Below are 19,362 nucleotides of genomic sequence, written 5' to 3' on the forward strand. Positions count from 1 at the left end.
CGGATTTTAATGTTTTTAGTCATCAACAAGGTAATTAAAATCAACAATAACTTTACAACCTTTCAACATTACAACGTTTTAACAATCAACAAAAACTCTACATTTGCTCTCCGTTAATTGAAAATTTACAAATGGTTAAATTCAACCGATTTACTTTAGATAATGGCCTGCGTGTAATTGTACACGAGGATCATACAACTCCAATGGCGGTGCTGAACATTCTTTATGATGTAGGCGCCCGCGACGAAAACCCCGAGCAAACCGGCTTTGCACACTTGTTTGAACACCTGATGTTTGGTGGCTCTGTAAATATCCCCAGCTATGATGAACCCCTGCAACGCGTAGGCGGCGAAAACAATGCTTTTACCAGCAACGATATCACCAATTATTATATCACCCTGCCATCTTCAAATATTGAAACTGCTTTTTGGCTGGAAAGCGACCGCATGCTGAGCCTTGCTTTTAGCGAGAAAAGCCTTGAAGTGCAGCGTAACGTAGTTATAGAAGAATTTAAGCAGCGCTACCTTAACCAGCCTTACGGCGATGTTTGGTTGAAGCTGCGCCCGATGATCTATAAAGTTCACCCCTATCAGTGGGCGACTATCGGCAAAGAGATCAAACATATTGAGGATGCTAAAATTGAAGATGTAAAAGCATTCTTCAAAAAACATTATAATCCGCAAAACGCCATTATGGTTGTTGGTGGCGATATTACTTTAGAACAGGTTAAAGAGCTTTCTGAAAAATGGTTTGGTACAATCCCTGCAGGTGAGAAATATCACCGCAACTTGCCGCAGGAGCCCGAGCAGCATGATGAGCGCAGGGCTACTGTCACTGCAAAAGTTCCATTGAATGATATTTACATCGCGTTCCAGATGGGGGACAGGTTAGATGAAAGCTATTATGTGGCTGAATTGCTGTCGGATGTTTTGTCCCGTGGTCATTCGTCACGCTTATACCGCGGGCTTGTTCAGGAGAAACAGATCTTTAGCGAGGTACACGCTTACATGACAGGCAGCATGGATAAAGGAATTTTTGCTTTTGAAGGCAAGCCGCTTGAAAATATTAGTATTGAACAGGCCGAGGCAGCCATTTGGGAGGAATTGGAGAAAATAAAAACCATCGAGATCCCGGCTGATGAGCTGACCAAGGTTCAAAATAAGACCGAATCGACCATGATATTTTCTGAGATGTCGTTACTTGATAAGGCGATGAACCTGGCGCAATTTGAGTTGCTTGGCGATGCAGACATGCTTAACCACGAAACGGCAAAATACCTGGAAGTAACATCCGGCAAAATAAAGGACCTTGCCAACGAATTATTCAGAAGAGACAATTCAACTACGCTTATTTATTTAGCGGAAGTTAGTTAAGAAGGGTTGGGAAAAGTTGTAAGGGTTGTAAAAGTTGTAAATGTTAAAAAAACATTTCTCATCTTCAGCCCTTAACCTCTACAACAACTACAACCTTTAAAACCATTACAACAAAAAATGACCATAGATAGAAAACAAGCCCCGGAATTTAGGGCGATAGATAATATAAACTTATTACGCCCGGCTCACCAGGCTTTGGATAACGGCTGTAACGTATTTTGCTTTAACTCTGGCGATCAGGAGTTGGTAAGGATCGAGTGGGTGTTTGGCAACCAGCGTTTTAACCCGGAAAAGCCTCTGCTTAATGTAGCAGTAAACACCATGCTTACTGAGGGAACCAACTCACTAACCGCTTCCCAAATTGCTGATAAAGTTGATTTTTACGGCGCATTTTTGCAGGTCGACTACGGGTATGATAATTCGGTGGTTACGCTTTACAGCTTGAATAAACACTTAAAGCATACACTGCCTGTGTTGAAGGATATACTTACTGACTCCATTTTCCCTGAAAAAGAGTTAGCCACTTACATCCGCAATCAACAGCAAAAACTGCAGGTGAGCCTGCAAAAGAACGATGTTGTTGCACGCCGTACTTTTAACAAGGCCTTGTTTGGCGATACCTTGTATGGGCTCGGCGCAGATATGGACACTTATAAAACGCTGCATCGTGAGGATATGCTGGTTCATTTTAAACAGATGTATCAGCCATCTAACTGTACGATACTTATTGCCGGGAAAATTGAGCCGGAAATATTAAAGCTGATCACTGATACTTTTGATAAGGACTGGACAAACGGCGAAATTAAAGCAGATACCAGTCAACCGGAAGCTAACCCTGCGCCGGAGCATTTTTATTTTACAGAAAAACCGGATGCCCTACAATCCGCTATTCGGATGGGTTTATCGGTAATTAATCGCAATCACCCCGACTTTCCATACCTGCAGGTGCTGAATACCGTACTGGGCGGATACTTCGGATCGAGATTGATGGCTAATATCCGCGAGGATAAGGGTTATACTTATGGCATTGGCTCAGGCATTAGTTCGTTAAAGCACGCGGGGGCAATGTTTATAGCTACCGAAGTTGGTGCGGATGTTTGTAAGTCGGCAGTCGCCGAAATTGAGAAGGAGGTTAATCTGCTAAAAACAGATCTGATCCCTGAAGAAGAGCTTTCACTTGTGCGTAATTATATGCTGGGCTCATTACTTGGCAGCCTTGAAAATGTTTTCTCACATGCTGATAAGTTTAAGAACCTGTATTTCGCCGGGTTGGATTATGATTATTACGACAGGTATGTGGATGCTATAAAAACGGTTGATGCAACACATTTAAAAGATTTGGCTAATAAATACCTGGATTTTGATAAGTTTTATAAAGTGATTGTAGGGAAGTGTTAATTTGATGATGTGCTGATTTGTTGATTTGAAGATGGTTGAATAAATAAGTATTTTTGTAATATGGAAACGCTGATTGTACAACCCAAAACAAAGGAACAATTAACTGCTTTGAAAGCATTTATTAAAGCACTGAAAATTGATTTCAAATCAGAGAAAAGCCCGTATGATCCCGAATTCGTGGAGAAAATTCTTCAGGGGCGGGAAGATATAAAAAATGGCAAAGGCGTAAAGATTGCTACTGAAGACTTATGGAAGTAATTTATTCTCCAAAAGCTTTAGAGGATTTAATTTATTGGAAGAAGTCAGGTAATAAGGCTGTCCAAAATAAGATAACAAAACTTATTGATGCCATACAGGATAATCCGTACGAGGGAATTGGGAAGCCGGAACCTTTAAAATATAATTTATCGGGTGCCTGGTCCAGAAGAATAACCCAGGAACATCGAATAGTTTACGAGGTAAATGAAAAAGATCAGATTATCATTTTGGATATCCTTTCATTAAGGGGGCATTATTAGCCCTTTTTCAAATCATCAAATTGACATATTTTCAAATCTCCTCATCAATTCCGACATCGAACATCCGAAATCCGAAATAATTTGTTAGCTTTGCCCGGCAAATAATAACTCCAAACACATTATTTGCTATGCAATTAGACCCCCAAAAATTTGTTGCCGAAGGATTAACTTACGACGACGTTTTACTCCTCCCGGCTTACTCCGAAGTTTTACCGCGCGATGTTGATACAAGCACCTGGCTCACAAAAAAGATCCGGCTGAATATTCCTGTTATTTCAGCAGCGATGGATACCGTTACCGAATCGGCACTGGCAATTGCTATTGCGCAGGCGGGCGGAATCGGCATTCTTCATAAAAACATGAGCGTACAGGCACAGGCTGACGAGGTACGTAAAGTAAAGCGCTCAGAAAGCGGAATGATCCAGGATCCGGTTACTTTGCACGAATCATCCACTGTGGCTGATGCTGTAAAAATTATGCGGGAGTATCGCATTGGCGGTATCCCGATCATTGATGGCGAGCACAAACTAAAAGGTATCATCACCAACCGTGATTTACGGTTCCAAAAGGAAATGGACCGCCCGGTAAGTGAGGTGATGACTAAAGAAAACCTGATCACTGCACCACAGGGAACCAACCTGATCCAGGCGGAGGCGATCCTTCAAAATTATAAAATTGAAAAATTACCGGTTGTTGATCAGCATGGTGTTTTACGCGGACTGATCACCTTTAAGGATATCCAAAAATTCAAGAATTTCCCGAGCGCTTGTAAGGATGAGTTTGGCCGCCTGCGTGTTGGTGCAGCTGTTGGAGTAGCTGCCGATAATATCGACCGTGTAAAGGCGCTTGTTGTGGCAGGAGTAGATGTTATTACCGTTGATACTGCACATGGCCATTCAAAAGGGGTTATCGACATGGTTAAGAGCGTAAAAGCATTATTTCCTGATCTGCAGGTGATAGCCGGAAACATAGCAACCGGCGAGGCTGCAATAGCGCTTGCTGATGCAGGCGCGGATGCTGTAAAAGTTGGGATTGGTCCCGGGTCAATTTGTACTACACGCATAGTAGCCGGTGTAGGTGTTCCGCAATTATTTGCGGTCTATGAATGTGCCAAGGCATTAGAGGGCAGGGGAGTACCCGTTATCGCTGATGGTGGTATTAAACAAACCGGGGATATTGTTAAGGCGATAGCTGCAGGGGCGAGCTCTATAATGGCAGGTTCATTATTTGCCGGGGTTGAAGAATCGCCGGGCGAAACTATTATATATGAAGGTCGTAAGTTTAAATCGTACCGCGGTATGGGCTCTGTTGAGGCCATGGACAAAGGCTCAAAGGATCGTTATTTCCAGGATGAAACGGATATAGTTACCAAATTAGTTCCGGAAGGAATAGTTGGTCGTGTTCCATTCAAAGGTAACCTTGCTGAGGTGGTTTACCAGTATATAGGAGGCTTACGCGCAGGGATGCACTATTGCGGTGCTGCTGTTATTGAAGATTTGCAAAAAGCAAAATTTGTAAGGATAACTGCTGCCGGCATGCGTGAAAGCCATCCGCATGATGTAACTATTACTAAGGAAGCTCCGAATTATACGCGGTAAGTCGGGAAAGACCGAAAGTCAGTAAAGTCCGAAAGACGGAATAATATATCGACAGACTTCCGAAGTTTTTAAACTTCGGAAGTCTTTTCGTTTTTAGACTAATTGTTAAACAGAATATTGTTTATAACCGAACCGTCACTGCATCTTGTGATTGCTGTTAAACGAATCCCGGAATATTTTCCAGCCGGTTTTTGTTAGCCTCCAAAGTTTCAAGTATTTACCATCGTCCAGAAGTTTTCCGCCCGTAGTAAAAACCTGCCAGGTACCTTCTTCGGTTACGTATTCCTTGCCATCTCCGTAAATATTGGTAGTTTCAAACTTTACGCCCTTAACTTTCCCGGCTGTAAACGTGTCTTCGAAGTCTTTTTTGAGCGCTTTTTTGCCGGCTATTGGAGGCATGTTCGGCGCTAAAAGGCATGCGTCATCTGAGTAAAGGTCCACAATAGCCCCGTTTTTTTTTGCGAATAGTTTAAAATAAAGTGCATTAGTATTTTCAATCGCCTTTTTTACACCGGGTAAACCAGCAGTACCGTCGACTTGAGCCCTACAGTCGGCATAAATGAAAATGAAGGCTATAAAGGCGATAGCGGTTAATAAATTGTTTTGTTTCATGATGCTTTGATTAATGAATAATTAAAGCAAAACTATCTCCTCAGGAAAAAGATAAATTGTAAAAAACGGAACAGATTCAATTATTGAGGGCGGCAATAAGATCGGTTGAGCTTTCCGGGGAAAACTGGGAAGGGGTTGATCCGGTGAAGAATTTAAAGTCCTTTATAAAATGTGACTGATCGAAATAGCCGCATTTATGTGCAATTGTAGTAAGTGATACATCTTTGTCTGCCACAAGATGCAGGCTTCTTTGAAACCGGATTATTTTACTGAACAGGTTGGGAGTAATGCCGGCATAGTTCAAAAATATTGTTTGCAGGTAACGGGATGAAATACCATAACGACATGCAACCGAATTAATATTTTCAAAAAAGTCGTCTCTGCTTAAATCATGCATTATGCTGTTTACCAGCTTTAGACGATTAAATTTATTCGCGAAACGCGAAAGTCTTTGCAATAAAAATTCTTCCACTAATTTAATTCTCCGATCCAATGATTCGGCTTCCAATAATTTTGAATGCAGTAAACCGGCTTCTTTTCCACCGATGTCTTTAAAATCAATTACCTGGTCGTTAAATTCCTCTATCGGCTCATTGAAAAAAAACGCGGCCGTGTGTGCGAAGAACCGGATGCCCAACATGGAGTGCCTTCCAAAAGAAGCGAAAGTGAACGGGTGAATTGTTTGCCCCCACAATTGTATATCCGGCTGATTTATTAAATCACCATTTTTTATTTGCTGCGGGCCATCTGCTCCCAGGTTGAACATGATTTCGATGAATCCTGTCGCAAAAACTTTGTCTTCTGTAAACACAGCAGTATCCGTTTCACATACAAAATAACATTGTACATAATCCTTCAAAAAGCTATTCGGACGAAATTCTTTATAGCGCATGGGCATTTAATTTGTTTTATAACCTAAGTTCGATATAAATATTGGTGGAACATTTTGATTATGAGATATGTCAGTCTGTCTTGTCCTGAAATAGGTTTATACAAAAAGTGAAACATTCTGATAATCAGAATGTTTCATAGCGTTCCGGGTGTTCCATGTGTAAAAGTGGAACGCTTTGCCGGTTATAAGGAATCGAAATATAAACCGGCTGCTCCCAATATTCCGCTATTCTCCAGTGCTGATGTTTCAATTTTCAATTTTTCTACACTTTTTGGATAAACCAGTGTATGGATGCGCTCCCACATTGTTTTTTCAAAGTAGTCATAAGCAGCAGGCACCGACCCGCCTAAAATAATCAATGAGGGATCATAGGTATACATCACCAATTTTATGGCATTGCCCAAATGTGTGCCCAGTTCTGCATAGAGTTTTAAAGCATTTGCGTCGCCGTTTTGTGCATCCTTAAATACATCCTGGCCATTTAGTCCGTAAACGTTGTTGAAAAAAGATCCGCTGCAATAAAACTCGTAGTTATTGTCGAGATAGTCCACGCAGCCAAACTCGCCTGCGCCGCAATTCGGGCCTGCATATAACTGGTTGTTAATAATGATCCCGGCACCAAGGCCGGTGCCCAGCGTTAAACCAACCAGGTTTTTGGCACCCTTGCCCTTCCCAAAATAATATTCGCCAAGGGCAAAGCAGTTAGCATCGTTATTTACAAAAACAGTGACTTTATATTTCTCCTCCAGAATTTGCTTTAAATGCACTTCCTTCCATGAAGGAATATGGACGACATCATAAACAATCCCCAGTTCAACATCAACTACGCTTGGCACGCCAATGCCGATAGCTTTAATGTCTTTATCAATAAGCTGGTCAATGGTATAATAAACATCTTCCAGCACCTGTTCCTCTGTGCCCTTAACGGTTATTTTTCGCGACACGATAGCAGACATCACTTCGCCGCTTACGACGGCCCCGCGAATGTTTGTAGCGCCAAGGTCAATACCTATAATTTTTACGTTGTTCATGTTCAGGATTTTTCCTTGTCAAAAATAGTTTTGTTGGTGATAAGCGGCTTGGCCCAAAAACCAATAGCGAGCATGTAGCCGAATGTCAGGTATAAAAAGCACATTCCGGTTTTTAGTCCCCAAAGATTGCCTAAGCCACCTATGAGGAGCTGTACAACTGCGCCTCCAATTATTCCCGTCACCAGGATTCCCGCAAATGAGCCGTGGTGCTCATCAACGGAACTTAAGGCAAGAGAAAATATTACCGGATACATTACTGACATAAAAAAACCGACAATGGAAAATGAGTATAATGAGACAGTTGAATTGCCAAATAAGCCGAGCGATAAGAATATCATAGCGAATATGGAAAAAATAACCAGCAGTTTTCTACTGTCCATCAACTTCAACAGGAACAAACCTAACACTCCACCAGCGGTCATCAATCCCCAAAACCATGCAACGGCCTTCCCACTCTGTATTTCATTAAAATGATGATACCTGGTTAGAAATATCGACATCCAATAAGACACACCCTGTTCTGTGCCTACGTAGCAAAACAAGCCGACAAAGAATGCTATCACAACCGGTTTTTTAAGTAATTGTACATGTGTTTTCCACGGACCGGCCTTTTCGTCGCTATTTAACTCTACTTTAGGGAATTTGGAGATCAGCATTATCAAAAACATCACTAAGCAGATGATTGTAAATACCCAATAAAGTGATATCCATGACATTCCTGCCGGAACCAACCGTTCCAATAATGGAAAAATCCCCAATGTGCTTTTTTTATTTATTTCAGATGTCATCAAAGTTTTTACCAACGGGCTAAGAAATGATGCCGCCCCGAATATTAATTGAGCCAATACGGAGGTAAATGCATAATTCTCTTCTCCTCCAGCAGTTCGAAGCAATGGGTTTATTACGACCTGAAGCATAGCCATACCGCATCCTATAAGGAAGAGTGATAACAACGCCGATAAATAACCAGGGGCAACAGCCAAAAGCAAAGAACCGAAAAACGCCACTATAAACGCGGCCATCATTATAGTTTTTTCGTTGTATTTTTGAACCATCATGCTTGATGGTATAGACATTACTCCATAAGCAATGAAAAAGGCAAACGGTAATACCCCTGCCATTAAATCACTTAATTTAAAATCATTAACAAAATTAGTGCTTAGCGGCCCTATGATGTTTGTTAAAAAGGAAATAACAAAAAACGTGAGCATTATAAGTGCTACGATGTAGTAACTGCGTTTCATTGGTTTAAATTAAGTGGCCGGTTTGGATTGACCAGCTTACATATTTAAAGGAAATCTTTAGTAATTACAAGCCAATGAAGTAATTTAAAAAGTTTGTAGTGAATTTGTTATGGTAAATGATAAAATGAACAGGTTTTTGAAAAATATTTTGGATGATTTTAACAAAGAAAATTAGACTTTTCTGATTTTTAAGAATTTTTGTACTGGATAAAATGACCCAATTTGAAAGCTTTTGTGAATAAGTACGATGTTAATAACCTTTAAGAATCAGCTCATAATCCGCTGAAATAGCTATCTGTCAATGTGAATAGGGATGGTATAAAATTGTTAAAAACTTGTTAAGAAAAACTAAAAAAAAGTCTTGGCAAATGTTATATAAGACCCTATCTTAGAATCATCAAGAACGACGTACTTTGACAACCTTACAGGATTACAGAATTGAATCGGGCGAACCTTCGGGGGAGCTAAAGATCACGGAAGTGCCTGAGTTACCGGAAACAGAAGCAGCGAAAGCTGCGGAAAATGAAGGATAATTAAAAGAGGTATCGGAAAGACCGCAATTTTTTACGGAGAAAGGCGGAAACTGGCGATGAACTGAAAGCATCAATGTTCGCAAGAACAACAGAATAGCAGATCGGTTAATTTACACAAAACTTGGTGCTTTATGAGCAACTACGGTTGAGCATAGAGTCAGGAAACGGAAGAAGAATCGCAAGAGGACGCTTCCGTTTTCGCTTTTATACCATTTTTTTCTGCCTCTGCTTTTCTGGCAGCCCTAAAATGGCTAATTTAGCGCTACATGAGCAAGGACGGTAAAAGCAAGAGCAACGGACGACCCAAAATATTTGTCTTAGATACCTCGGTAATCTTATACGATCATAACGCATTCGAAAACTTCCAGGAGCACGATGTTGCCATCCCGATCCAGGTGCTGGAGGAGCTTGATAACATGAAAAGCGGTAACGACACCCGCAACTTTGAAGCCCGCAGCTTTATCCGGCTGATGGATGATATCTCACAAAATCACCTCATTAACGAATGGCGGCCTATCAACGGGAAAAGTAAAGGGAATTTTAAGGTAATAATAGATACAAATATTGCTTCAACCGACGCGACTGTTGTATTTGGATCTGATAAAATCGATCATCGTATTCTAAATGCAGCTTTGGGCTTGCAGGACGAAAACCCTGATAAGAAGGTGGTATTGGTATCGAAGGATATTTGCCTCAGGTTAAAAGCAAAGTCGCTGAAGCTTCATGCAGAAGATTATGAAACCGGTAAAATAAAAAACCTGGATGAGCTGTATACCGGTGAAACCACATTAAATAAGGTGCCTGAAAAACTGATCAATCAGCTGAATAAAGCTGAGAGTCTGCCCGGCGGCGATTTTGAAATGCAGCCGCATACCATCAATCATTTTTATATTTTAAACGGTAAAAAAGGAGCAACACCAGGGTTCTACAATTCACAAACCGCACAACTGGAGAAAATAACAGAGCAGCCTGTTTTTAATATCCATCCAAAAAACATTGAGCAGGCATTCGCTATCCACGCTTTACTGCATCCCGATATAAAACTGGTTACCATACAGGGTAACGCCGGCACGGGTAAAACATTGCTTGCGCTGGCGAGCGCTTTAGAGCAACGAAAGTACTATAGGCAGATTTATGTTACCCGACCCATTGTGCCCTTAAGCAATAAAGACATCGGTTTTTTACCGGGCGATATAAAATCAAAGATCGATCCCTACATGGCTCCTATATGGGATAACCTTAAGTTTATAAAGGATCAGTTTGCTGATGATGAGAAGATGCAGGCAAAGATTGATGAACTGGTTGCCAACGACAAAATCTCGATAGCGCCGCTGGCATTTATCCGTGGCCGTACGTTAAGCAAGATCTTTTTTATAGTTGATGAGGCCCAAAACCTGACCCCGCACGAAGTAAAGACCATTATATCACGGGCAGGTGAGAACAGCAAGTTTGTTTTTACTGGCGATATATACCAGATTGATACACCTTATTTAGATGCTGAAAGCAACGGATTGTCGTATTTGATTGATAAGGCCAAGGGGCATCCGTTATATGCGCACATAACATTACAAAAAGGAGAGCGGAGTGAGTTGGCTAATTTGGCTACGGAACTTTTGTAATCGCCAGGGCGGTTTATAATAAGCGGGTTGTCTGTGTGTCTTGTCCTGAAATAGGTTTACACAAATAATGGAACAAAATAAAACAGGCTGATAATGAGCATGTTTCAAAGTGTTCCGGGTGTTCCACTGTGAAAAATGGAACGCTTTGCCATAAAATGTATTACACTACCCCCCCCCCCGCGACAGCAAATTAATTAGTTGACAATACTCTCCGTCACCCTTGCAATATCCGTACTTATCTTATTAATAAATCCCAATTGTTCTTTTAGCAGTAAATCATCCGCAGAAACAGCTTTTGGCTCAACATCCGGATTGCCGGATAAAACCTTAGGCGAATTAACCTCAACCACGTCACCATCCAGCTTTCTACATGAATCATTCAATACCGCAATGCTGCGCTTTAACAATTTAAGATTTTCGGCCGGGGCCTTGTGCAATGCCCTGGTTGTCACTGAAGATGCAATAGTCGCGATATACGAGGACAGGATATGGTTAAGCACCACGAATTTATGAACCTCCTTTATTTTTCGCTGCTTGCTTTTTGGCTCTGAAGTCATCCGCTCAAAGGCAGCCGATAAGTTTGCCGACTTTACATAAACATCCTTTCGGGCCAGTTTATATTCTATCGAGCCTACCTCCTTGCCCAGGATACTTTCAGCAATTTTAGCGAGATAGCTAACGTTGGCGTTTATCACTTCACGCAGGTTTTGCTGGATCTGCTCAAACTCCCAGCTCGGGAAAATCAGGTAGCTGGCAATAAATGCAATGGAGGAACCTATAACGGTATCGATGATTCGCTCTTTAACAACCATCCCAACCCCCAGGAATTTAAACAGGATCAGTACATAAGGTGTCATGAATATCACACTAACGACATAGTTTAATCGCAGGAAACTATACGTACCAATCATCAGGATAACCAGCAAAATAAATTGTGTATCCTTGTCGGGAATAAACATTAAAACGCCAATGCCTATAATGCCGCCTGCTATGGTGCCGATAAGGCGCTGGTAGTTGCGTTGTTTGGATAAACTAAATCCTGGTTTTAAAATCACGATAATAGTTAGCAACACCCAATAACTATGATGGCCTAACGCTATGAACTTTGCAGTGACAAAACCAACCAGACAAACAAGTGCAACCCTTAAAGCGTGTTTGAAAGTAGCTGAGTTAAAGGATAGGTTATCTGAAAATATATGGGGTGCATAATCCTGGTGAGTTACAAATTTTGAATATTCATAATTATCATCGTTTTTCTCTAATAGAGCCTCCGCCGATCGCGAGTTATAATAACCATAGATGCTTTTTATCCGTTCATTCAGGTCGCGCAGGTTTATCAAGATCTTCTTTAAGGCGATGTTGCTGGTGGCCTGGTCGTTGGTGCCAATTTCATCAATCCTGATCTTTAATTTTTCAAGGCCGGTGTTAAAATCAGGTTTATGTTTGCTGCGCGAATTGGACAAAACCATGTAGGCGATATTGTCCAGCTCATCAGCCATTTCCTGCAGTAAATCGGCTATTTGTTTCAAAACGCCGCTTGCCTTAAATTTTTCACGGATATGTCCATAGTCGTAGTGAGTTGCCATAATTTGCTCGTACATATCCACCAAATCAATAAAAGTTAAGACCATTAGCCTACTTGGATTAGTGGATTCCTTTACCATTACCCGGGTTTTGAATAGCAGCTCGCGAACAGCGTCCTGGTGCTGACTTACCTTTATTTGCTGCGATACCAGTTTGCGATAGTTTTCGTCGATGTCTGTATCTGATAAATAGAAATCTGCCTTTATCCGCACGAACTTGGCTATATCGGCAATGTTCTCGCCAAGAGTTTGTTGCGCCGCGCGATAGGGGCGAATTCCGAAGAAAATCAGGCTAAACAGCAAGTACCAAATGCCGCCTGCTAAAATTGTCAGGCTCAACGGTAATACCTCATCTGGCTTTGCCGCTTTATCCATCATAAATATCATGGCAAGCAAGGCACATGTTCCTACAGACGCGGCCCGGTTGCCATAAACAATAAACATGGAGAAGAAGAAGGAAAAAAGTGTGATCTCCAACCCCAAAGTAAAAACGTTAAGCCGCGCAAAACCAGTTATAGCTGCTACAACAAAAAGGAACAAATTGCCGATGGCCATAGCATTACGCTTATGATATAATGGCCCCGGGGCGTCAATAGTGCAAATGCATAAAGCCCCTAACGACATGGTAATACCCACATCAAAATGGTTAAGCTGCATTAAAAAAAGTGAAGGAAACAAAATGCCGAACGACATTCTTAAACCATCAGAAAAATACTGGCTGTAAAAAAAGCTTTTTATCTCCCTGAAGTCTGTTTTCATAAATGCTTTTTTAGGCCTAAAATCAGCACTCAAATTTACAAAAATTAAATTATAAAGGTTTATTTTAATAAATATGGCATTAATACTAGTTAACCATTATTAATTACTCATTATTTATTAATTTTAAGCGTCAGAAACCGTAATTCATAAGCCGAAAAATAAAACAGAGGTTTTGAATCCTTTATCTGCGCCAATTGTATAACCAATTATAGTAAACTTATTTTTTATCTAATAGCTATATGCCATCAACGTTAAAACTCAGTCAAAGAGAAACAGCTTTTAATAATGAAGTTGTAACCCGTTTTGAGTTATATAACAGTTTATTCCAAACGCTGCCTTTTTACCAGGTTAAAGATACGGGGATTTTGTTGCCGTTTTTTAGTTCGCATTGCGAGAAAGAGGCAAACAAGCAGTTGTCACCTACGGAAATTATTGAGTCGTTTTTCAAGAAATATGTTCCGGATATTGATCATCGCGAGCAGATCAACCGCATGTTCCGTTTTATACAATATATAGAGCGGCAGGTGGTTTTGTTTGACGCGATTGAGGACTCTTCATTTACCAAGATTGGGCGTGAAGACGAAACAGGTACCATGCAAAGCTTATTACAGCAAGCATCGGTAAGTGAGCAACAGCGGGCTAATATCGGCAAAAAGCTGGATGAGTTTTCGCTAAGGTTGGTACTTACCGCACACCCCACACAATTTTACCCGGGCTCAGTTCTTGGTATCATGACCGATCTTATCGAGGCCTTAAAGGCTAACGATATAAACACCATTGATGTTTTATTACAGCAACTCGGTAAAACACCATTCTTTAATAAAACATCGCCAACACCGTTTGATGAGGCAGTGAGCCTTGCCTGGTTTCTTGAAAATATATTTTACAACGCGATATCAGGAATTCAATCAAAACTGGAGGAAGAGTTTGAATTGGACACCGATCGGGTCAATCAAATGTTACAGCTGGGCTTTTGGCCGGGTGGTGACAGGGATGGTAATCCAAATGTAAGCAGTGATATTACTAAGGCTGTGGCTGGTTTTTTAAGGCAAAGAGTTTTTCGGGCATATTACCGCGACTTTAGGGTGCTTAAGCGCAGGATAACGTTTAGGGGAGTAGAAAAGTCGATGGTGACGCTTGAACGGCTGATCTATGATAATGCCTACAGCAAGCAAGAACCGAAGAACGTTCAACCGGAAATCCTTGAGGTGCTACAGTCTATAAGACAGACGTTAATTGCTGATCATGACAGTTTGTTTGTTAAAGTTGTTGACGATTTGATTAAAAAGGTACGGCTGTTTGGCTGCTATTTTGCAACGCTTGACATAAGACAGGACAGCAGGGTATTGCGTAAGGTATTCAATTTTACAACAGAAAAAGCACCGGAAACCGGAATCGTAGCTGGTTACGGCGACCTGGATGAGGCTGAAAAATTGAAGCAAATCTCGTTTAATAAGGTTGATTACCATTGCCCGGTTGATGCTGATAAGCTGATTTGTGATACCCTGAATACCATCAGGCTGATGAAACAAATTCAGCATTCCAATGGTGAAAAGGCATGCCAGCGTTTTATAATCAGCAATTGCCAGCAGGCGTCTGATATTCTGCAATTGATAGATCTGTTTTTATGGAGCGGATGGGATAAGGATAACCTGAGTGTTGACTTCATGCCATTGTTTGAGACCGTAAATGATCTAACTCACGCAGCCGAGGTTATGGAGCGTTTATATACGCATCCATTCTATAAGGAGCATTTGCAGAAAAGAGAAAACCTGCAATCAATAATGCTAGGGTTTTCCGACAGTACAAAGGATGGTGGTTACCTTATGGCTAACTGGTCTATCTACAAGGCTAAGGTTGAACTTACGGCTATGGCACGGAAATATGGCATTGCCCTTGCTTTTTTTGATGGCAGAGGCGGCCCGCCAGCGCGTGGCGGTGGCAAAACACATCGTTTTTATGCGTCGATGGGCGAGGAGATAGCTAACGAACATATCCAGTTAACTATACAAGGACAAACTGTAAGCTCTCAGTATGGCTCGGTGGAAACTGCCCGTTTCAATATGGAGCAATTGATCAATGCTGGTATTATATCTGCGTTGCATCCAAATCGTAACGACCTGCTCGATAATCGCCACAAGGAACTGATCTCTACAATGGCAGATGAGAGTTATAAATTGTTTATTGCACTACGCCAGCATCCTTTGTTTGTGGAATATTTAGAGACCTTTAGTCCGCTAAAATTACTTTCTCATATCAACATCAGCAGCAGGCCGACAAAACGTAATACCGATTCTGCCTTAAAGCTGGAAGACCTGCGTGCAATTAGCTTTGTTACTTCATGGAGCCAGCTTAAACAAAGCATTCCCGGTTTTTATGGTGTGGGTACTGCACTAAGCAAAATGAAGGAAAGTGGAAATTGGGACGAGATAAAAAAATTGTATCAGCGTTCAGGCTTCTTTAAAACAATGGTGGATAATTGTACCATGTCAATGTCAAAATCAGATTTTCGGGTTACCGCTTACCTTGAAAATGATGAAAAGTTCGGCCCATTCTGGAAACTACTTAAGGATGAATTTGAACTAACGAAGGCCATGTTGCTTGAATTAACAGGCAGTAATGTTTTAATGCAGGAATATCCGGTTGAACGAAAATCAATCGCCATCCGTGAGCGAATAGTGTTACCGCTGGTTATTATGCAGCACTATGCATTGCAATGTTTAAATGGCTGTAACGATGAAGAACTGATAAAGATTTATAATAAGTTGGTGATCCGTACGGTATATGGCATTGTGAATGCAGGGAGGAATTTGGCATAACATTTAACTCGTTATATTTCTGTCTTTCTGACTTCTTTCCAAACTTCAAGCGCGTTTATTTGTTATACTTGCAGATAAACTTAACCGCTTTATGATGAAGAACTTAATTTACCTGCTGACAGGTTTAATGTTTTTGCTTTTTACCGAAGCTTGCCAGGATAAAAAAGGTAGAAATTATAACCAGCAGCAACAAGACGAGATAACATTTGTTAAGAGCGGCATAGAAGGTGGGCTTACTGAAGTAAAGGCGTCTGGCCTGGCTATCACCAATTCAAATAATCAAAAGGTTATTGGGCTTGCAAAAATGATCATCGACGATCATACAAACGCGGGAGATGAATTCAAGAAACTTGAATCGGATAAAAAGATCGCTGAGAATGACACCATCAGCAGTGCACATCAGCAAATGATCGGTGATCTTTCAAAAAAATCAGGAGTGGCATTTGATAAAGCTTATATACAAATGATGATTGCTGATCATGAACAGGCGGTAAAGTTATTTACTGCAGCCAGCACAAGTCCGGATAATGCTATAAAAAAAGTAGCATCTGAAAATCTCCCAACCATAAAAATGCACCTGGATTCTGCAAATGCAATTTCAACTACCCTGAAATAACAACCCCATTATCTTGCCTCCTTAGTTATTATTTACTAGGCGATTTCTTGTGTAACACTGTATATTTGGGCGCATACAAATATTTAATGAAGAAGAATTTTTTTATAGCCTTTGAGGGGATCGACGGCAGCGGTAAAAGCACACAGGTAAAATTATTGAAGGAAAAGCTGGAAGCTGCCGGCTTAAAAGTTTATGTTACTTGCGAGCCCACAGATAGCCCAATGGGTAAAATGATAAGGGACATCTTCAGTCATAAAATTGAAGCTGACCATCGAACGATTGCTGCGCTATTTGTAGCAGACCGCCTTGATCATTTGTTGAATAAAACCAATGGAATTTTAAAAATGCTGGAAGATGGTTATACGGTGATAACTGACCGGTATTATCTTTCGTCGTACGCTTATCAAAGCCCCTATATGGATCTGAACTGGGTAATCCAGGCAAACTCATTAAGCGCAGGCCTGCTGCGACCAGACCTGAATATCTACATCGACATATCGCCGGAAATAAGTATTGAACGAATTAATAAAGGAAGAACCTCTGTTGAACTTTACGAGACCATTGGTAACCTAAAGAATGTAAGGGACAAATACTTTGAAATAATTGAATTGCTAAAAAACGAGGAAAAAATCTTTGTTACAAATGGAAACCAGGCGCCTGGTGGAATAGCAAATGAAATTTGGACAGAAATATCGAACAGGTTCCTGGAAGATCCCGAAAATAAAAATTAAAGATTCTGGCTAATTAATTGCCTTTGCGTGATGGTAGGGGCGATTTAGCTCTCACAGGAACAGGAGCAAGAACAGCTTTTTTGTTTGGCAGAAAACCGTGTTTTATTAAAAAGTCAACTAGTGTATTGCGTTTCATGTTTGTCAATTTTAAGGTAATAATCTATCAAACGTTTTCTCTTCCTCAAAATTATAAATAATTATGAGAAATCCAAATATTTTTAATGTCAATTTAATTAACAACAGCGTTTATTGACATTTGTTTAATTAATCAGGCAAATAACACAAATGCTTAAAATAGAGTAAGTTGATGTTGTTGCGGTGGTTTTGCTCTTCCTAATACGGTGCGGCCTCCGTATTTCCAGGAATTATTTCGCTCCTCTTCAATTACTTTATCAAAATTGGCATTTGGGATGAAATCCTGTTCAGCCCTTTGTGCAATTTGTGTAAGGCGCTTTATAGCTTCATTCTTTTCCGATTCGCCCAATTTGGCTTTATAAATAGCTGTTTGAAGTACACCGATGGTTTCGTCATAAACCTTTGTAGGTACGGGGAATGGGTGTCCATCCTTCCCGCCATGCGCAAACGAGAACCTGGCGGGGTCCTTAAATCGTGATGGCGTACCATGGATAACCTCACTCACCAATGCTAATGATTGCAGTGTTCGTGGGCCAAGCCCCTGTAATTGCAATAATCCCTCAAAATCTTTTGGCTGTTTTTCGTGTGCCAGCCATAAGACTGCACCAAGTCTTTTCAAGTCCACGTCTTTTGCCCGTACGTCGTGATGATTGGGCATCGTTAATTTGCTGATTTCCCTGAGCATGGTTTCAGGATGTTCGGATGCAATTTGCATAACCCCTTTTCGGGCGCTATCAGCCTGCGTGTCGGCCATGTTTAAAATGTTGCCGGTGTTTTGTCCGTATATAAACGTATGCGGATCGTCTACAAACGAGGTGAGCTGTTCTGAATGCCAGTGATAACGGCGGGCTGTTTTACTTGCAGCGCTCATTCCCTGTTGTACCACGGCCCATTTGCCACTGCTGCTTAAAATAAAATTGTGGGTATACAATTGAAAGCCATCCTGGATAGCAGTGTTGTCAACCTTTGCGCTTAGCTTACTGCATTTAACCAGGTGATTACCATCAAGGCCTGTGGCTTCGCTGACCTTTATCAACTCGTCAGGTGTTCGCCGGGAATGATTACCCTTGCCACCACAAATGTAAATCCCTAACTCTTTACTATGCGGATTTACCGCGCGTTTTAATGCCCCCATCACCGAAGTTGTAATGCCGGACGAATGCCAGTCCATCCCCATCACCGCGCCCAGGCTTTGGAACCAGAAGGGATCGCTTAATCGACGGAGCACTTCATCCTTGCCATAATCCAACACAATATTCTCCACCACAGCCAAACCCAGCTTCGCCATCCGTTCGGCAAGCCAAACAGGCACGTAGCCATAATGTAAAGGCAGGTCAGCACTTCCCGAACGCTTCATGCTAACAAATTTAGTAAAATTACTTCAACGCATCAAATCCGTATTTTACATCATTCCAAAATTCATCCAAAGCAATTATCCGTGGTTTAAAAAAGGAGATCAATGTTGGCCAGTCGTTTTTATTGAAAATACTTACACCATTTATTTGTTTGTAAATGCGGCTGACGGTTTTGCCATATTCATCCCTCGCATGTAGTTCCCACTCCCAGGGTTCATCGAGAGCAGCGGCCAGGATGTTTTTATACTCCTTAAATTGCTCAAAAAATAATTCCTGTATTCCCGGGTCGGGATGGGTAAGTTCAATGGCAATCGACGCTGTGCGTTTATCGGCCTGCATTTTAAAAAATACATGCTTTATCCCGGTTTTATAATTTACCCAGTTAACCCGCAAGCCCTCTGCCGACTGATGCGGTGAAATATATTGCCCGAAGGCCGTCCAGAATTCCTGCTTTAATTGTGATGCTTCTTCCTTGCTGTACAAACCGTTTTTTATTTATTGGATAAACTTAATAGAAAATTCGACACAAAATGGCGCTCAAAACAA

16 protein-coding genes are annotated in these 19,362 nt (G+C 41.2%); 9 read left to right on the forward strand and 7 right to left on the reverse strand.

The window, feature by feature from the left end; all coding sequences use genetic code 11:
- Positions 1-131 precede the first annotated feature (131 nt).
- The 5 genes from KXD93_RS00590 (at position 132) to guaB (ending at position 4,887) form a co-directional block, all read left to right on the forward strand.
- A complete protein-coding gene (locus tag KXD93_RS00590) occupies positions 132-1,373 on the forward strand; it encodes a M16 family metallopeptidase (RefSeq protein ID WP_258134910.1) in 1,242 nt (413 codons plus the stop codon).
- Positions 1,374-1,490: 117 nt separating this feature from the next.
- Positions 1,491-2,771 carry a M16 family metallopeptidase gene (locus KXD93_RS00595; protein WP_258134911.1) on the forward strand — a complete coding sequence of 427 codons (1,281 nt, stop codon included), beginning with the start codon at positions 1,491-1,493 and terminating at the stop codon, positions 2,769-2,771.
- 60 nt (positions 2,772-2,831) lie between these two features.
- On the forward strand, positions 2,832-3,029 hold the full coding sequence (locus KXD93_RS00600; RefSeq protein ID WP_258134912.1) for a DUF2683 family protein: 198 nt from the start codon (positions 2,832-2,834) through the stop codon (positions 3,027-3,029).
- On the forward strand, positions 3,020-3,289 hold the full coding sequence (locus tag KXD93_RS00605; RefSeq protein ID WP_258134913.1) for a Txe/YoeB family addiction module toxin: 270 nt from the start codon (positions 3,020-3,022) through the stop codon (positions 3,287-3,289). The genes KXD93_RS00600 and KXD93_RS00605 overlap by 10 nt, the downstream gene beginning before the upstream one ends.
- Before the next feature lie 128 nt (positions 3,290-3,417).
- Positions 3,418-4,887, forward strand: a complete 1,470-nt coding sequence (guaB, locus tag KXD93_RS00610; protein WP_258134914.1) for an IMP dehydrogenase — start codon at positions 3,418-3,420, stop codon at positions 4,885-4,887.
- A gap of 135 nt (positions 4,888-5,022) precedes the next feature.
- On the opposite strand, the gene KXD93_RS00615 is transcribed toward guaB, so the two are convergent.
- The 4 genes from KXD93_RS00615 to KXD93_RS00630 form a co-directional block, all read right to left on the reverse strand.
- Entirely contained in the window at positions 5,023-5,499 is a 477-nt protein-coding gene (locus KXD93_RS00615; protein ID WP_258134915.1) for a YybH family protein, read from the reverse strand.
- Between the two features lie 76 nt (positions 5,500-5,575).
- Complete coding sequence (locus KXD93_RS00620) at positions 5,576-6,391, reverse strand: helix-turn-helix transcriptional regulator (RefSeq protein WP_258134916.1); 816 nt, start codon at positions 6,389-6,391, stop codon at positions 5,576-5,578.
- 182 nt (positions 6,392-6,573) lie between these two features.
- Complete coding sequence (locus tag KXD93_RS00625; protein WP_258134917.1) at positions 6,574-7,422, reverse strand: ROK family protein; 849 nt, start codon at positions 7,420-7,422, stop codon at positions 6,574-6,576.
- A 2-nt stretch (positions 7,423-7,424) separates the two neighbouring features.
- Positions 7,425-8,666, reverse strand: coding sequence for an MFS transporter (locus KXD93_RS00630; RefSeq protein WP_258134918.1), 1,242 nt, complete (start codon positions 8,664-8,666; stop codon positions 7,425-7,427).
- Positions 8,667-9,465: 799 nt separating this feature from the next.
- Here KXD93_RS00630 and KXD93_RS00635 point away from each other — a divergent pair.
- Positions 9,466-10,818, forward strand: coding sequence for a PhoH family protein (locus tag KXD93_RS00635; protein ID WP_258134919.1), 1,353 nt, complete (start codon positions 9,466-9,468; stop codon positions 10,816-10,818).
- A 194-nt stretch (positions 10,819-11,012) separates the two neighbouring features.
- Here KXD93_RS00635 and KXD93_RS00640 read toward each other — a convergent pair whose 3' ends face one another.
- Positions 11,013-13,160, reverse strand: a complete 2,148-nt coding sequence (locus KXD93_RS00640) for an FUSC family membrane protein (RefSeq protein WP_258134920.1) — start codon at positions 13,158-13,160, stop codon at positions 11,013-11,015.
- Between the two features lie 239 nt (positions 13,161-13,399).
- Between KXD93_RS00640 and KXD93_RS00645 the strand changes: the two genes are divergently transcribed.
- The 3 genes from KXD93_RS00645 (at position 13,400) to tmk (ending at position 17,326) form a co-directional block, all read left to right on the forward strand.
- Positions 13,400-15,979, forward strand: coding sequence for a phosphoenolpyruvate carboxylase (locus KXD93_RS00645; RefSeq protein WP_258134921.1), 2,580 nt, complete (start codon positions 13,400-13,402; stop codon positions 15,977-15,979).
- A gap of 91 nt (positions 15,980-16,070) precedes the next feature.
- Positions 16,071-16,595, forward strand: coding sequence for a DUF4142 domain-containing protein (locus tag KXD93_RS00650; protein WP_258134922.1), 525 nt, complete (start codon positions 16,071-16,073; stop codon positions 16,593-16,595).
- Positions 16,596-16,681: 86 nt separating this feature from the next.
- The gene (gene tmk, locus KXD93_RS00655; RefSeq protein ID WP_258134923.1) at positions 16,682-17,326 is read left to right on the forward strand and encodes a dTMP kinase; all 645 of its coding nucleotides are present in this window, start codon (positions 16,682-16,684) and stop codon (positions 17,324-17,326) included.
- 289 nt (positions 17,327-17,615) lie between these two features.
- Here tmk and KXD93_RS00660 read toward each other — a convergent pair whose 3' ends face one another.
- Both KXD93_RS00660 and KXD93_RS00665 read right to left on the reverse strand, forming a co-directional pair.
- Positions 17,616-18,818: a DUF763 domain-containing protein gene (locus KXD93_RS00660; protein ID WP_258134924.1), complete on the reverse strand. Its 1,203-nt coding sequence runs from the start codon at positions 18,816-18,818 to the stop codon at positions 17,616-17,618.
- 19 nt (positions 18,819-18,837) lie between these two features.
- A complete protein-coding gene (locus tag KXD93_RS00665) occupies positions 18,838-19,299 on the reverse strand; it encodes a DUF4268 domain-containing protein (protein WP_258134925.1) in 462 nt (153 codons plus the stop codon).
- Positions 19,300-19,362 lie beyond the last annotated feature (63 nt).

It is taken from the genome of Mucilaginibacter phenanthrenivorans (genome assembly GCF_024721155.1).
GTDB lineage: Bacteria > Bacteroidota > Bacteroidia > Sphingobacteriales > Sphingobacteriaceae > Mucilaginibacter > Mucilaginibacter phenanthrenivorans.

What these genes read in the sequence shown, in the direction of transcription:
- KXD93_RS00590 (WP_258134910.1), top strand. Translation starts at nt 132, where the DNA reads ATGGTTAAATTCAACCGATTTACTTTAGATAATGGCCTGCGTGTAATT.
- KXD93_RS00595 (WP_258134911.1), top strand. Translation starts at nt 1,491, where the DNA reads ATGACCATAGATAGAAAACAAGCCCCGGAATTTAGGGCGATAGATAAT.
- KXD93_RS00600 (WP_258134912.1), top strand. Translation starts at nt 2,832, where the DNA reads ATGGAAACGCTGATTGTACAACCCAAAACAAAGGAACAATTAACTGCT.
- KXD93_RS00605 (WP_258134913.1), top strand. Translation starts at nt 3,020, where the DNA reads ATGGAAGTAATTTATTCTCCAAAAGCTTTAGAGGATTTAATTTATTGG.
- guaB (WP_258134914.1), top strand. Translation starts at nt 3,418, where the DNA reads ATGCAATTAGACCCCCAAAAATTTGTTGCCGAAGGATTAACTTACGAC.
- KXD93_RS00615 (WP_258134915.1), bottom strand. Translation starts at nt 5,499, where the DNA reads ATGAAACAAAACAATTTATTAACCGCTATCGCCTTTATAGCCTTCATT.
- KXD93_RS00620 (WP_258134916.1), bottom strand. Translation starts at nt 6,391, where the DNA reads ATGCGCTATAAAGAATTTCGTCCGAATAGCTTTTTGAAGGATTATGTA.
- KXD93_RS00625 (WP_258134917.1), bottom strand. Translation starts at nt 7,422, where the DNA reads ATGAACAACGTAAAAATTATAGGTATTGACCTTGGCGCTACAAACATT.
- KXD93_RS00630 (WP_258134918.1), bottom strand. Translation starts at nt 8,666, where the DNA reads ATGAAACGCAGTTACTACATCGTAGCACTTATAATGCTCACGTTTTTT.
- KXD93_RS00635 (WP_258134919.1), top strand. Translation starts at nt 9,466, where the DNA reads ATGAGCAAGGACGGTAAAAGCAAGAGCAACGGACGACCCAAAATATTT.
- KXD93_RS00640 (WP_258134920.1), bottom strand. Translation starts at nt 13,160, where the DNA reads ATGAAAACAGACTTCAGGGAGATAAAAAGCTTTTTTTACAGCCAGTAT.
- KXD93_RS00645 (WP_258134921.1), top strand. Translation starts at nt 13,400, where the DNA reads ATGCCATCAACGTTAAAACTCAGTCAAAGAGAAACAGCTTTTAATAAT.
- KXD93_RS00650 (WP_258134922.1), top strand. Translation starts at nt 16,071, where the DNA reads ATGATGAAGAACTTAATTTACCTGCTGACAGGTTTAATGTTTTTGCTT.
- tmk (WP_258134923.1), top strand. Translation starts at nt 16,682, where the DNA reads ATGAAGAAGAATTTTTTTATAGCCTTTGAGGGGATCGACGGCAGCGGT.
- KXD93_RS00660 (WP_258134924.1), bottom strand. Translation starts at nt 18,818, where the DNA reads ATGAAGCGTTCGGGAAGTGCTGACCTGCCTTTACATTATGGCTACGTG.